The organism is Rothia uropygioeca, assembly GCF_004136585.1.
Classification (GTDB): Bacteria; Actinomycetota; Actinomycetes; order Actinomycetales; family Micrococcaceae; genus Rothia.
Genome location: NZ_NOIR01000004.1, coordinates 156,245 through 170,728, shown reverse-complemented (window position 1 = coordinate 170,728; position 14,484 = coordinate 156,245). Strand labels below are relative to the sequence as shown.

The window sequence follows — 14,484 nt, the reverse complement described above, 5'->3', positions numbered from 1 at the left end:
CGGAAGACGCCGCTGTATCACCGCGAGACGGGGCTAGCTGTGGTTCTTGATCCAGGCTTCGGCGGTCGTGCTCTGCAAGGAAAGCGCCTTGCCGATGTACGGTTCGGCGGCGGCGGAAATCTTCTTGCCGACCAACGGGATATTTGCTTTGACATCGCCCTCGACCTCGACAACGGTCTGTTCGCCCTGGGACTTCAGATCCTGGTGAGCCGTCGCAGAGACCGGGAGGCCTGCGACGTCGATCTTGGTCTCGACCGTGCGCGAGCCGTCCTCTCGAGGGGCGCTGTATTCATCCACCTGAGTCAACTTGACGCCGTTGCTCACGAACTTCTGAGCGACGCTGGGAACTTTGTCCGCGCCGACGCCGCGCACGGTGGTCACGGTGAACGGGCCCGAGGTCTCCCCGTCAACGGAAAGGCTCTGGAACTCGACTCCGGCCTTCTGCGCTACGTGTCGCGCAAAGTCTTCCGAGCTGAAGGCTTCGATGACACGGTCGATCGAAGCGTTGATGGTGTGTGATTCCTTCATAGCCATGAATAACTCAATTCAGTTCGGTGAACAGATTCAGGGCTCAGTCTAGCGGGAAGAACGCGGCCGAACCCGGGCCGAGCCTTGCCGGGCGGTTAAGCCTGGAGCAAGGGCCCGTGGAGCGGGATCGTCGACGGGCGTAATGTAGGGTTCGTTCGGTTCCATGCCGAGCGTCGCCCGTACGTCTCGAAAGAATTCGGGCGCTTTTCCGCGTGCCCAAAACTGGGTGCAATCCCAGACCCCGACCATTCAAGGATCGCGTTTTATGAGCCTCATCGGGTTGCGAAAAGCCCTCGACAAGGAACCGACTTTCGCCAATGTTCTGGCTCAGGCGTCTCGAGCGTCCGCCGAGCGTTCCTCGGAGACCGTGATCGGTGCCGCGGAGGGGCTCCGCGCGCCGCTTGTGGCACAAATCACTGATGGGCTGGGCGTGGCGGCCGAACAGGGCCTGATCGGGGAAACGGATCAGCACGCACCTGTGGTCCTGGCGATCACCGCCACCGATCGTGAAGCCGAGGACCTCGAAGGGGTCTTGGGATCCTACCTCGATCAAGGCAGCGTGACACGTTTCCCGGCGTGGGAGACGTTGCCTCACGAAAGGCTGTCGCCGCGCTCGGACACGGTGGGACAGCGTTTGGCCGTGCTACGCAGGATCTCCGAAGTTCAGGACGAGGTGCGCGTGGTCATCGCACCCATCCGTTCCGTTCTTCAGCCTATTTCTGCAAGTTTGGAGTCCATGAAGCCCGTGCGCCTGGGGGTGGGCGAAGAACATGACTTCGAAGAGACAGTCGAGGCACTGGCCGCAGCGGCGTATTCGCGTGTGGACCTTGTGACCAAGCGCGGTGAATTCGCGGTTCGCGGAGGGATTCTGGATGTTTTCTCTCCCATCGAGGATCATCCGGTCCGCATCGACTTTTTCGGCGACGAGATCGACCAGATGAAGTGGTTCGCCATCGCCGACCAGCGCACGTTCACCCCCAAAGACGGGGAAGACCCGAAGGAGCTGATCGCCCCGCCGTGCCGAGAAATCCTGATCACCCCCAACGTCATGTCTCGGGCCGCGACATTGAAGAATACGCTGCCGGGCGCCGAGTCCATGTTGGAGAGAATCGCGGGCGGAATCTACGTGGAGGGTATGGAGTCCCTGGCTCCGCTCCTCGTGGACGAGATGACGACTCTGATCGCCTCCTTGCCGAAAGATTCGATGACAGTTCTTCTGGAGCCGGAAAAGGTTCGTGCGCGTGCCGCCGACCTCGTCGCCACGAATGAGGAATTCCTTCTCGCCGCATGGGAGCAGGCCTCCAACGGGCAACAGGCTCCCATTGACATCAATGAGACGGGCTTGGCCCAGGCCAGTTTCACGTCGGTCTCGGATGCACGAAGCGAAGCTCTGGACTTGGGGCACGGCTGGTGGTCCATCACGTCGTTGGGGGTAGACGAAGCCATCGAGGACGAGGCCGACAGCCTGACGATTTCGGTTCGGGCACCTTTGACCTTCGCGGGGAACGTGGATGCGATGCTCGATGTCGTAGGCGACCACGTGCGCAACGGGTGGCAGGTCGTGGCGGTTACGGACGGTCCAGGCCCGTTGAATCGGCTGACCGAATTGTTCCAGGGCGCCGATCTGCCTGCCGCTCGACGTGCGGACCTCGATGAGGAGCCGCAGCCGGGCATCATCGAACTCACGACCTCGCCTCACGGAACCGGATTCGTCCTCGAGGAAGCGAAGATTGCTCTCCTGACGGAATCCGACGTCCTCGGCAAGGCCAGCCCCTATACGACGCGTGACATGAGGAAACTCCCCGCTCGGCGCCGTCGCAACGCGGTGGACCCGCTCGCGCTCAAGCCCGGGGACTACGTTGTTCACGAGCAGCACGGTATTGGGCAGTTCGTCGAGCTGATTCAGCGGCCCATTGCTGGGGCCATGGTCAAGCCTGGCCAGCCGAAGCCGATGAAGGAGTACTTGGTTCTCGAGTACGCTTCGTCGAAGCGTGGGGCGCCGCGGGACCGGCTTTTCGTTCCGACGGATCAATTGGACCAGGTCACCAACTACGTCGGCGGTGATGCACCCACGCTGTCCAAGATGGGCGGCTCCGACTGGGCGAAGACAAAGTCCCGGGCCCGAAAAGCTGTCAAAGAGATCGCTGCCGACCTCATCCGCCTGTATTCGGCACGCATGGCTTCACGCGGCCACGCCTTTGCTCCGGATACCCCTTGGCAGCGGGAACTGGAAGAGGCCTTCCCGTACGTGGAGACCCCCGACCAGCTGACGACGATCAACGAGGTCAAGGCCGACATGGAGCGGGAAATCCCGATGGACCGGTTGATTTCGGGCGATGTCGGGTACGGCAAAACCGAGGTTGCCGTGCGGGCCGCATTCAAGGCCGTTCAGGACGGCAAACAGGTAGCAATCCTCGTGCCGACGACTCTGCTGGCTCAACAGCATTCCGAGACATTCACCGAACGCTTCAGTGGGTTCCCCGTCCGGGTCGCGACTCTTTCGCGCTTCCAGACCCCCAAAGAATCCAAGGCGGTTGAGTCCGGAATTACCGACGGAACCATAGACGTCGTCATCGGTACACACCGGCTGCTTTCTTCGGATATCACTTTCAAAGACCTCGGTCTGGTGATCATCGATGAAGAGCAGCGCTTCGGAGTCGAGCACAAGGAAAAACTGAAGACGTTGCGGACCAACGTTGATGTGTTGGCCATGTCCGCGACGCCGATTCCCCGAACGCTAGAGATGTCGCTGACCGGTATCCGAGAGACTTCAACGTTGGCAACGCCTCCCGAGGAAAGGCATCCAGTCCTTACTTTCGTGGGCCCGCATACCGAAAAGCAGGTCGCGGCGGCAGTGCGTCGTGAGCTGATGCGGGAGGGCCAGGTCTTCTACGTCCACAACAGGGTCTCCTCGATCGACCGGGTCGCTTCCGACCTGCAAAAACTTGTTCCGGAAGCCCGCATCGCCGTGGCTCACGGACAGATGAGCGAAGCCCGACTCGAACAGATCATCGTCGATTTCTGGGAGAAGCGATTCGACGTGCTGGTATGCACCACGATCGTTGAGACTGGTCTGGATATTTCCAACGCCAACACGCTGATTGTCGACCGGGCCAACAATTATGGACTTTCGCAACTTCATCAGCTCCGTGGGCGAGTTGGCCGAGGGCGCGAACGTGCTTATGCCTATTTCTTGTATCCTCTCGAGAAGCCGCTGGGTGAGGTCGCCCTGGAACGGCTCAAGGCCGTGGCGGCGCATAACGAGCTCGGTGCAGGTATGCAACTGGCTATGAAGGATCTGGAAATCCGTGGTGCCGGTAACCTTCTCGGCGGCGAGCAGTCCGGGCATATCGCGGGAGTGGGTTTTGACCTGTATCTGCGTTTGGTGGGCGAGGCCGTCGCCGATTACCGAGGCGAGGAGCAGGAGGAGGCTCCTGCCGAGATGAAGATCGAGCTCCCCGTGGATGCTCATCTCCCACACGATTACGTTCCGGGGGAGCGGCTCCGGTTGGAGGCATACCGCAACCTGGCAGCCGCGGCGAGTGACGAAGCCGTTGACGAGGTCGGAGCTGAACTGCGTGACCGATATGGTGAATTGCCGCAACCGGCCGAGAACCTCCTCAAGATTGCGCGACTGCGCATCAAGGCGAGGTCGGTGGGGCTCACCGAAATCATGGCCATGGGACCGAAGATTCGGTTCTACCCGGTGGATTTGGCCGAATCCCGTGAGATGCGCTTGAACCGCATGTACCCGAACTCGCTCATCAAGGTCGTGCAAGGTACCGAGCAGAAGCAAATACTGGTCCCTAAGCCGAAGTCCGCGCCTGTGGGCGGCAAAGACCTGGTCGACGACCAGATCCTTGAGTGGGTCGAAGGATTCATCGACGCGATTCTGAGCTAACGGCGGACCGCGGAGTTCAGCCCATACCGATCAATGGGACCGAAGATTCGGTTCTGAGCCGGCGGAGAGCCACTTGAGGTGAAGGCTTCGACATCGCATTTCGGCCGTCCTCAATGAAAAGCCACGATGGATGCTGACCCGTCCAGGTCGGTATCCATCGTGGCTTGGTCCATTCCTCAACGACGTTGCGGGTCGGAGGGAGTGCTTTCCGCAGAGCCTAGAGCTGAGTCAACTCTTTGCCCCCGGGGGAATCCTTGGCGGTTTTGCCCCGAAGGATGTTGAGGGGCACCATGAAGGTCAATCCGTACAGGACGATCGCGATCGCGAAAGGCAACCATGCCTTGGAATCGGAGATCCACAGGCCGAAGCAATAGAAGGACGCGATCAGTAGGATCATGCAGAAGATGAAGGTCAATAGGTTGCTGACCGTATGGCCTTCTCCGGAATGGCTCCGGACCTTCTGGTTCGACGGGTACGCCTCCGAATTCTGCGCGTAGTCGGCTGCCCCTTCCCTGAACGCCGATTCTTCTCCGTGGGTCATGCGATCCTCATTCCTCAAGGTTGGTCACTCAAACATCACTTGGGGTGATGCAGAGTCGATAACGAGTCTTCTCCAGTATAAGAGCTGTCCGGCCGTTTAGCCTGCCCCGATGATTTCGATGCCCTTCGACGCCCCGATCCGGTTTGCGCCGGCCCCAATCATGGCCAGCGCGTCCTCCCGGGTTCGGATACCTCCGGACGCCTTGACTCCGATGTCCGGGCCGACGGTCTTCCTCATGAGCTTGACGTCCTCAGCAGTGGCTCCACCGGTCGAAAAACCCGTGGACGTTTTGACGAAGTCCGCCCCTGCGGCCACGGCCGCCTTGCAGGCGAGGACTTTCTGGGAGTCGTCGAGAAGGCAGGTCTCGATAATGACTTTGAGCAACCCCTCGCGTTCGTGCACGGCGTCCGCCACGGCCTTGATATCCGCTGTCAGTGCTTCCTCGTCCGACTCCAGGGCAGCCGCGATATTAATCACCATGTCGATCTCGCGTGCCCCGTCCGCCAAAGCGGTGGCGGCCTCGAAAACCTTGGTGTCAGTGCTGGTTGCACCAAGAGGGAAACCGACGACCGCGCAGGCAACAGCCGCGCTGCCTTCAAGCTCCTGCGCGACCACCTTGGCCCATACCGGGTTCACGCATACGGACGCGAAACCATGATCGCGAGCTTCCTGGCACAGACGCAACACGTCCGCCGTGCGAGCATTCGGCGCCAGAATGGTGTGGTCGATCATGCCCGCAAGATTCTCGGGAATGTTATTGGTTTCGGTCATGAGTGCTCCATCTTCAAAGAGTCGGTGCCCCGGAAACGGGGCGAAAAATAATGCCCAGGGAGAATCCTACGACTCCGTATCCACGCCAAGGGCCCGCGCGGTATCTTTGCGGAGCTCCGACAAACGCTGCTTGGCCACCGCACGAGCTTCTGGAAGACTCTCCCGCCCTTCAACCGGAACCACGGCCTCGAGGTAGCACTTGAGCTTGGGCTCCGTGCCTGAAGGGCGAACGATGACACGCCCACCGTCTTCGGTGAGGTACAAGATGCCTTCAGTCGGAGGGAGACTTTTGGAACCTTGCGCAAGGTCTCGTACCTTGACCACGGGCGAGCCTCCGAGCTCCTTCGGCTGCCCCTGGCGCAGACGCTCCATCATTGCCCGGATGCGAGTCAGATCCTCCACTCGAACCGAGAGCTGATCGGTCGAATAAACGCCGTGTTGGACGGCAATCTCGTCGAGCACGTCCAAGAGCGACTTCCCGGCGTCCTTGAGCTTCGCCGCGTAATCCGCAACGACGAGGGCGGCCGATATGCCGTCTTTGTCCTTGACCAAGTCAGGTGCCACACAATAGCCCAACGCCTCTTCGTAGCCGTAGACCAGGCCCTGCACCCTTGCGATCCATTTGAAGCCCGTCAGGGTTTCCCGATGCTCAATCCCGTGCGCCTTGGCCATTTCCCCGAGCAAGCGGGAGGAGACAATCGAATTGGCGAAATAACGACGTGTCCCACTCGAAGCCGGTAGACGCTCGAGCATGATTCGTCCAATGATCGCACCTACTTCGTCGCCGCGGAGGATGCGCCAGCCGCCCTCCGTTTCCGCATCCGGCACAGCGAAAGCAACTCGGTCCGCATCCGGATCATTAGCGATAACGAGGTCCGCACCCCGATCCCTGGCCAATTGCAGGGCCAGATCCATCGCCCCAGGCTCTTCGGGGTTCGGGAACATGACCGTCGGGAACTTGGGGTCGGGCAAAGCCTGTTCCGGAACCACGTGCAAACGATTGAATCCGGCACGGGACAACACGAAAGACATCACCTCGCCGCCCACGCCGTGCATCGGCGTCAGGACCACGCTCAAGGAGCGGCTCGCGGGGGCCATTCCAGGAATCAGTGAAGTCACTTCATGCTCGTAGTCGCGCGCAATGCGTTCCGGAAGCATGGTCCACCCAGAACCGGCTCGCTCGATGCGATCGACCGTGGGGGCCTGAGCGATTTTCGCCGCGATTTCGGAATCCGTCGGTGGAACGATCTGAGCCCCACGAGCATCTTCACCAACCGCTTGCCCGCCCAAATACACTTTGTACCCGTTATCCGAGGCAGGATTGTGCGATGCCGTGACCATAACCCCGACGTCGGCCTTCAACAGACGCGTGGCCCACGCCAACACTGGGGTGGGCAAAGGAAGCGGCATGAGGAATGCGTCGAGGCCAGCCGCCGTGAAAATTCCGGCCGTATCGCGTGCAAAGGCATCCGACTTGGTGCGAGCATCGAAGCCGATGATCGCTCTCGGGGTCGAGCTCCAATTCTCCTTGGCTGCCCGTTCCTTCAGATAGGTCGCGACGCCGTACGCCGCCTGGGCCACCACGGCACGGTTCATACGCATGGGTCCAGCACCTAGTGCGGCACGCAGCCCAGCAGTACCGAATTGGAGCGTCCCGGAGAAACGCTCGCGCAGTTCCGCTTCCCCTTCTGCGGTCTCGGCACGGCTGACCAAGTCCAGGAGCTCGCGCTGAGTCTGAGGATCGGGATCAGCTTCGACCCACCGGATGGCTTCGTCGATCAGTTCGGTCGTCGTTGTCATGGATAAACCTCGTTGTTCTCCTGCAGGGCCTGGGTTCTAGCCGTCCAAGCGTTCGATGATCTGCGCCAGCAACTTGGAGATCCGAGGGCCGGCGTTGCGCCCTTCCTCTAGTACCTCATGGTGGTTCAGTGGACTGTCCGAGATGCCTGCGGCGAGATTGGTGACCAGGGAGATCCCGAAAACTTCCAGACCAGCGGAGCGGGCTGCGATCGCTTCCAAAGCCGTCGACATTCCGACGAGGTCGGCGCCCAGGGTTTTCGCCATACGAATTTCCGCCGGTGTCTCGTAATGGGGCCCCGGAAGCTGAAGATACACACCTTCCTCAAGGCTCGGATCGATTGAGCGTGCAATATCCCGAATGCGAGGCGAATAAAGATCCGTCAGATCCACGAAATGCGCTCCGACCAGCGGAGATGTGGAGGTGAAATTGATGTGGTCCCTGATGAGCACGGGAGTCCCCGGACTGTACGTGGGCTGAAGCCCGCCGCACCCGTTGGTCAGGATCATGGTCGAGCAACCGGCTGCCGCCGCAGTCCGTACACCGTGGACCACCGGGTCGACGCCGCGCCCCTCGTACAGATGCGTGCGCGCGCCGATGACCAGTGCATGGCGACCCGACGGCGTTGTGATGGACGACAAGGTGCCCGAATGACCTGCGACGTCGGAGGCGTGGAAACCAGGAACATCCGCGGCCTTGAGGACGTGCGTGGTCTCACCGATCAATTCGGCGGCACCGCCCCAGCCCGACCCCAACGTCAGGGCATAGTCGTGCTGCTCGATGCCGGTTTTCGCGGCGATGTACTCGGCGGCCTCCTGGGCCAGCCGATTGGGCTCGAACGCCATATCCGAGGAGTTGCCCGGAAGCTTCACGGGAAGGGTGTTTTTGCTCGTGGTCACGTGTCCAAACCTAGCAGGATACGGCCGGATATGAAGGGCCGAAGAGAATCCCACAGGGCAAAACACCGGTGGAGTTCAAGAGAACTTATCTCATCAAGAGTTGGAGGGTCTCGGGGCTGTGGTGAAGAATGAACCACGTGAGCGAAGCTATTGCATTTACACCACAGAAGATCATTATTATCGGCGGCGGCCCCGGAGGATACGAGGCCGCACTGGTAGCGGCAAACCTGGGTGCCGACGTTACCCTCGTCGAGAAGAAGGGGATGGGCGGCTCCGCGGTGATCACGGACGTCGTGCCGTCCAAAACCCTGATCGCGTCGGCCGACACCATGAACCGGTTCAGCGAAGCACCGGCCCTGGGTATCCGGACGCGCGCAGGCGATGAACTCGTGGAGCTCGAAGTTCATATCGACAAGGTCAACCGCCGCCTGCTGAACCTTGCGAAAGAACAGTCCAAAGACATCCGGCGAACGCTCGAAAAAGCCGGCGTCAAGATCATCGACGGGACCGGCCGACTGGTCGATGAACGCACCGTTGAAATCCATGACAGCAAGGGTCTGACCTACGAGCTTCAGACGCACGCGGTCCTGCTGAGTGTGGGCGCGCACCCTCGTGAACTGGACACCGCAAAGCCAGACGGGGAGCGCATCTTCAACTGGACGCAGCTGTACCAAATTCGAGAAGTCCCGGAGCACCTGATCGTGGTGGGCTCAGGTGTGACCGGTGCCGAATTCGCTTCGGCCTATCGCGGGCTGGGCTCGGACGTCACACTGATCTCCTCGCGCGATCGAGTCCTGCCGAGCGAGGATGAAGACGCCGCCAAGGTTCTGGAAGACGTGTTTGACCGCCGCGGTCTGAACGTCATGCCACGTTCGCGCGCCGCTTCTGTCGAGCGGGACGGCGACGGCGTCATCGTCACGCTCTCCGATGGCCGCAAGGTATCCGGGTCGCATTGCCTCATGGCCGTCGGCTCGATCCCGAACACGCACGATCTTGGGCTCGAAAATGCGGGGGTCACCATGACCGAGTCGGGTCACATCGCCGTGGACGGCGTCTCCCGCACCACTGCCCCCAACGTTTATGCCGCCGGCGACTGCACCGGCGTCCTGCCTCTCGCATCCGTTGCGGCGATGCAGGGGCGCATAGCTATCGCCCACCTTCTGGGAGACTCGGTCTCGCCGCTGAAGAAGCATCGCGTGGCCTCGAACGTTTTCACCTCTCCTGAAATCGCCACGGTGGGAGTCTCCCAGGCGGACATCGAGAGCGGCCGTTACCAGGCCGATACCGTGATGCTGTCGCTGTCGACCAACCCGAGGGCCAAGATGATGGCCGTGGAAGACGGCTTCGTCAAGATCTTCGCTCGCAAGGGGTCCGGCACGATTATCGGTGGAGTGGTCGTCGGACCGCGGGCCTCCGAACTGATCTTCTCGATCTCCTTGGCAGTCAACAACAAAATGTCCGCCGACGAGTTCGCAGACACCTTCTCGGTATACCCCTCGTTGACGGGGTCGATGTCCGAGGCGGCGCGTCGTCTACACAAGATGCCTTCCTAGAATCACGCCGCATCGAAAAAACGCCGCCGTGCTCACCCCTGGTGGGAAAGCACGGCGGCGTTTGGTGTTCCAGGAGGAACGGCTTACTCAGCCTCGGAGCTGACGGCAGCCAGGTCGACGTCGCGTGTCTCGTGCGAAATCAGCAATGCGATCATCGTGATCACCGCGGCACCCGCGAGGTACCAGCCAACGGCGCTCACGCCGCCCTGCGCGTTCAACCAGACCGCAACATAGGGGGTGATTGCGGCGCCCAATATCGACGCGACGTTATAGGAAATGCCTGATCCCGTGTAGCGCACGTTGGTCGGGAACAACTCGGGCAGGTAAGCGGACATCGAGCCGAAGGAGAGCCCCATGATGGCCATTCCGATCGAGATGAACAGGATCAGACCGGGGATATTCGCATCGGTTCCCGTGCCGATGACGGAAGGAGCCATGAAGAGGCCGAAACTGAGCCCGAACAGCAACATCAGCACATTTGTAATCAGCTGTTGACGACGGCGCCCGATCTTGTCCGCTAGCCACCCGGACACCGGCACGAAAGCCGCGAAGAACAAGACGGCCAAAAGCTGAACCTGCAAGAACGTGTGGTAAGGGACTCCCAGTCCGGCACCCTTGGAGGGCTTGCCGATGCCGTAGGAGAGGATCCAGGCGGTCATGAGATAGAACAGCACATAGCAGGACAACATGATGAACGTTCCGAGGATCATCGGCTTCCATGCGGTCTTGAAAGCGTCCACCAAGGGCGTTTTGACCTTTTCACCACGTTGGACGGACTGTTTGAAGACAGGGGTCTCTTCCAGACGGACGCGAACGTAGAGACCCACGGCGACCATGATGACCGAGAAAATGAACGGTACACGCCAGCCCCAGATCAAGAACGGGGAATCCATGGCCGCGGCGTCCTTGGTCGAATCGAAGTTCATCCACGTGGTCAGCAAAAGGACGAAGGCATTGGCGAGGATGAACCCGATGGGGGCACCCAGCTGAGGCCACATCGCGGCGCGGGCCCGTTTGCCCGGTTTCGCATACTCAGTCGCCAGCAGGGCGGCCCCGGACCATTCGCCTCCCAGCCCCATGCCCTGGGCGAAACGCAGAATCGTCAAGAGCGCCGGGGCCCAAAACGAGATCTGGTGGTATGTGGGTAACAGGCCGATCAGAAAGGTCGCCAAACCCATGGTCAGGAGCGCGCCGACGAGCGTGGCCTTGCGGCCAATGCGGTCACCGAAGTGCCCGAAGACCACCGAACCGATGGGACGCCCGAAGAACGCTGCAGCAAATGTGGCCATCGAGGCCAGGAGCTTCGTGGTATCATCCTGCCCCGTGAAGAAGAGCGCGGGGAAAACGGCAACGGCCGCCGTGGCATACACGTAGAAGTCGTAGAACTCAATAGTGGTGCCGACCAGCGAAGCCGTAATGATGCGGTGCTGGGGGACCTTGTGTTCAGCAGGCGGCGCTTCGGCCGGCTTCGAACCGGTCGGAACGGACGTGTCAGGAAGTGACATCGAGGCTCCTTAAAACTCAAAAGACGCCGCAATCGGGCGCCAGGGTGCGTGATCGTCTTCTTACCCTAGAGTCAGCATCTACATGCTGGACAAAACGTTCCATATACTGAGAGCCGTGGTCCCGTGCGTGTCACTCTTCACAAGCTCATAGCGCACTCTGCCTCATCCACTCACAGGCGGGCTGTAGGTGCGGGTCCGGTGAGTCGACACAGCGGCCCCGGCTCGGTGGGAAAGCGGTGGTTTCCGAGGGCTCGGCGAAGAAAGGCGGCGGGTCCAAGGTGAGGCAGATACGCAGCGCGGGCGGCGTCGTGGATAACGACGCCGCCCGCGCGAGACGAGGTGACCCCGATGGTCACTTGATGGTGGCGATCACCGATCCGGCCGTGACCGTGTCACCCGGTTTGGCCTTGAGGCCGGTGACCTTGCCCGACTTGTGCGCTGTCAGAGGTTGTTCCATCTTCATGGCCTCAAGAACCACCACGAGGTCGCCTTCACTGACCTTCGCGCCATCCTTGACCGCCGTCTTCACGATGGTGCCCTGCATGGGCGAGGTGAGATCGTCTCCGCTGGTCGCCGCCGTCGCGGTTCCGGAGCGGTTTTTGCGCTGGCGTGATTTCGACGCCTTGGATGAGGAAGAGGAGGCACTCTGGACAGAGGGGATGAGAACCTCAAGTCGTTTGCCGTTGACCTCGACCACGACCTTCTGTCGCTCGTCGTCCTCGCTGTCGACCGATCCAGGCATGCCACCATACGGCTCGATGGTGTTGTTGAACTCAGTTTCGATCCACCGCGTATGCACGGAGAACGGTTCCTCGCCTTCCGGAGCGAACGCCGGATCCTCCACGACGACGCGGTGGAAACTCACGGCCGTGGGCATCCCAGTGATCTGAAGCTCGGCCAGAGCGCGGCGAGAGCGTTCAAGGGCCTGCTTGCGGGAATTCCCGGTCACAATCAATTTGGCCAGCATCGAGTCGAAATTGCCGCCGATGACGTCGCCGCCGATAACGCCCGAATCCCATCGAACGCCGGGCCCCGAGGGGACCGACAAGGTCTCGACGGTTCCCGGTGCGGGCATGAAATTGCGGCCCGGGTCCTCACCATTGATGCGGAATTCGAAGGAGTGCCCACGCAGCTCGGGATCCTCGTAACCGAGAATTTCGCCGCGGGCGACCCGGAACTGTTCGCGGACCAGGTCAATGCCGGAAACCTCTTCCGAGACGGGATGCTCAACCTGCAAACGAGTGTTGACCTCGAGGAAGCTGATCACGCCGTCCTGGCCGACTAGGAATTCGCACGTTCCCGCGCCCTGGTACTCGGCCTCGCGAAGAATTGCCTTGGACGACTCGTAGAGACGATCCAGCTGTTCATCCGAAAGGAAAGGAGCCGGGGCCTCTTCGACCAATTTCTGGTTGCGGCGCTGCAACGAGCAATCGCGACTGGAAACCACGACGACATTTCCGTGTGCGTCGGCGATGCACTGTGTCTCAACGTGGCGCGGAGCATCGAGGAACCGCTCGATGAAGCATTCGCCTCGTCCAAAAGCCGCCGTCGCCTCGCGGACGGCTGAGTCGAACAGCTCCGGGATGTCATCCCTTTCACGCGCTACTTTGATCCCGCGTCCGCCACCGCCGAAAGCGGCCTTGATTGCGACGGGCAGACCGTACTGATCCGCGAAATCCAAAACCTCTTGTGCATTGGCCACCGGATCCTTGGTTCCGGGAACCAAAGGAGCGCCGACCTTCTCGGCAATGTGGCGAGCGGCAACCTTGTCACCGAGCTCGGTGATGGCCTCGGGCGAAGGCCCTATCCACGTGATTCCGGCTTCCCGTACGGCTCGGGCGAATTCCGCATTTTCGGATAGGAATCCGTAACCGGGGTGAATGGCGTCCGCTCCGGAACGCTGGGCGGCATCGAGAATCTTGTCGATGACGAGGTACGAGTCGGCGGCGGTGGAACCCCCTAGGGAGAATGCCTCGTCCGCGAGCTTCACGTGAAGCGCTTCGCGATCGGGTTCCGCGTACACGGCGACGGTTTGCATGCCTTCATCGGCGGCGGCGCGAATCACGCGAACCGCGATTTCACCACGGTTTGCGATCAATACTTTATTGACCGGTCCGCTCGTGTAGCGGGAGCTCGCGCTTCCCTTGTGCTCTGACTCAGTGATGGTCACTCATCCACTCCTTTTAATCCTCCCGTGAGCTTAGTAGCAAATGTGTCATTTGACTAAGTATTCCGGGTCCACAATTGAGCTATTTCCAAACCGCGCTCTCGGAGCAGGTGTTTGAGGGCATTGATGCTGAGGCCGAGCACCGTGTGAGACTCTCCCCGGATCCCCGTAATGAAGGCTGCCCCAAATCCTTCAATGGTGAATGAACCCGCGACTTCCAGGGGCTCTCCCGTGGCTACGTAGTCGCGGATTTCTTCGTCGCTCATGTCGTCGAATGTCACGTCGGCGGAGCGAACCTCGCCCAAACCTGTCGGTCCATTCGAGCCGTTGACACTATCCCGGACATCGATCAACCAGTGTCCCGTATGCAGCGTTCCTGTGGTCCCACTCATATCGCGGATTCGCGAGACGGCAACCTCGGGTTCGTACGGTTTCCCGAAAGCCTCGCCGTTCAACTCGAAAACGGAATCGCAACCGAGTACCAGACAGCCTTGGCTCGCGGGGAGAGCCGCAACTGCTTCGGCCTTCGCGCGTGCGAGGGTCAATGCCGTTTGTGCCGGAGACAGGGGTGCACCCTGCTCCTTCTCCGCTCGCTCGACCGCAGCGTCTTCATCGACCCCGGAAACGATGGTGCGAAAGTGGAGCCCCGAGGCCGACAAGATGGAAGCCCGCGCGGGCGACTGCGAGGCCAGGATCAGGTCAGGCGCGCTCGCCTCAGGAACGGAACCGGGTTCGGAGACTTGCTGATTCTGCGGAGACGACATCGGGGTGCACACGAGGACCAGTCTAGGCCAGTCGTGTGCACCCCGAGGGTCACCTGT

10 protein-coding genes are annotated in these 14,484 nt (G+C 60.9%); 2 read left to right on the top strand and 8 right to left on the bottom strand.

The features are described 5' to 3' along the window. Positions 1-33: 33 nt before the first annotated feature. Positions 34-534, bottom strand: a complete 501-nt coding sequence (locus EWR20_RS10795; protein ID WP_129360676.1) for a DUF2505 domain-containing protein — start codon at positions 532-534, stop codon at positions 34-36. Positions 535-793: 259 nt separating this feature from the next. Here EWR20_RS10795 and mfd point away from each other — a divergent pair, with 259 nt between their 5' ends. Further along, positions 794-4,429: a transcription-repair coupling factor gene (gene mfd / locus EWR20_RS10790; protein ID WP_129360675.1), complete on the top strand. Its 3,636-nt coding sequence runs from the start codon at positions 794-796 to the stop codon at positions 4,427-4,429. 217 nt (positions 4,430-4,646) lie between these two features. On the opposite strand, the gene EWR20_RS10785 is transcribed toward mfd, so the two are convergent. The 4 genes from EWR20_RS10785 to EWR20_RS10770 form a co-directional block, all read right to left on the bottom strand. Further along, on the bottom strand, positions 4,647-4,970 hold the full coding sequence (locus EWR20_RS10785; protein ID WP_129360674.1) for a DUF1772 domain-containing protein: 324 nt from the start codon (positions 4,968-4,970) through the stop codon (positions 4,647-4,649). Positions 4,971-5,066: 96 nt separating this feature from the next. Next, positions 5,067-5,741 (bottom strand): deoxyribose-phosphate aldolase, encoded by a 675-nt coding sequence (deoC, locus tag EWR20_RS10780; RefSeq protein ID WP_129360673.1) that lies wholly within the window; start codon positions 5,739-5,741, stop codon positions 5,067-5,069. A 66-nt stretch (positions 5,742-5,807) separates the two neighbouring features. Next, a complete protein-coding gene (locus EWR20_RS10775) occupies positions 5,808-7,541 on the bottom strand; it encodes a phospho-sugar mutase (protein ID WP_129360672.1) in 1,734 nt (577 codons plus the stop codon). Between the two features lie 36 nt (positions 7,542-7,577). Further along, entirely contained in the window at positions 7,578-8,384 is an 807-nt protein-coding gene (locus EWR20_RS10770; RefSeq protein ID WP_129360844.1) for a purine-nucleoside phosphorylase, read from the bottom strand. Between the two features lie 191 nt (positions 8,385-8,575). Between EWR20_RS10770 and EWR20_RS10765 the strand changes: the two genes are divergently transcribed. Continuing rightward, positions 8,576-9,991 (top strand): NAD(P)H-quinone dehydrogenase, encoded by a 1,416-nt coding sequence (locus EWR20_RS10765; RefSeq protein ID WP_238147711.1) that lies wholly within the window; start codon positions 8,576-8,578, stop codon positions 9,989-9,991. 83 nt (positions 9,992-10,074) lie between these two features. Here the strand turns inward: EWR20_RS10765 and EWR20_RS10760 are convergent, their stop codons facing one another. The 3 genes from EWR20_RS10760 to EWR20_RS10750 all read right to left on the bottom strand — a co-directional run bounded on the left by EWR20_RS10760 (position 10,075) and on the right by EWR20_RS10750 (position 14,439). Further along, complete coding sequence (locus EWR20_RS10760) at positions 10,075-11,496, bottom strand: MFS transporter (RefSeq protein ID WP_129360670.1); 1,422 nt, start codon at positions 11,494-11,496, stop codon at positions 10,075-10,077. Positions 11,497-11,848: 352 nt separating this feature from the next. Then, positions 11,849-13,666 (bottom strand): acetyl/propionyl/methylcrotonyl-CoA carboxylase subunit alpha, encoded by a 1,818-nt coding sequence (locus tag EWR20_RS10755; RefSeq protein ID WP_371811895.1) that lies wholly within the window; start codon positions 13,664-13,666, stop codon positions 11,849-11,851. A gap of 53 nt (positions 13,667-13,719) precedes the next feature. Beyond that, complete coding sequence (locus EWR20_RS10750; protein ID WP_238147710.1) at positions 13,720-14,439, bottom strand: Maf family protein; 720 nt, start codon at positions 14,437-14,439, stop codon at positions 13,720-13,722. Between the last annotated feature and the right edge of the window lie 45 nt (positions 14,440-14,484).

Coding starts and splice junctions, on each gene's coding strand:
- mfd (WP_129360675.1), top strand. CDS start 794: ATGAGCCTCATCGGGTTGCGAAAAGCCCTCGACAAGGAACCGACTTTC.
- EWR20_RS10760 (WP_129360670.1), bottom strand. CDS start 11,496: ATGTCACTTCCTGACACGTCCGTTCCGACCGGTTCGAAGCCGGCCGAA.
- EWR20_RS10775 (WP_129360672.1), bottom strand. CDS start 7,541: ATGACAACGACGACCGAACTGATCGACGAAGCCATCCGGTGGGTCGAA.
- EWR20_RS10795 (WP_129360676.1), bottom strand. CDS start 534: ATGGCTATGAAGGAATCACACACCATCAACGCTTCGATCGACCGTGTC.
- deoC (WP_129360673.1), bottom strand. CDS start 5,741: ATGACCGAAACCAATAACATTCCCGAGAATCTTGCGGGCATGATCGAC.
- EWR20_RS10770 (WP_129360844.1), bottom strand. CDS start 8,384: ATGGCGTTCGAGCCCAATCGGCTGGCCCAGGAGGCCGCCGAGTACATC.
- EWR20_RS10785 (WP_129360674.1), bottom strand. CDS start 4,970: ATGACCCACGGAGAAGAATCGGCGTTCAGGGAAGGGGCAGCCGACTAC.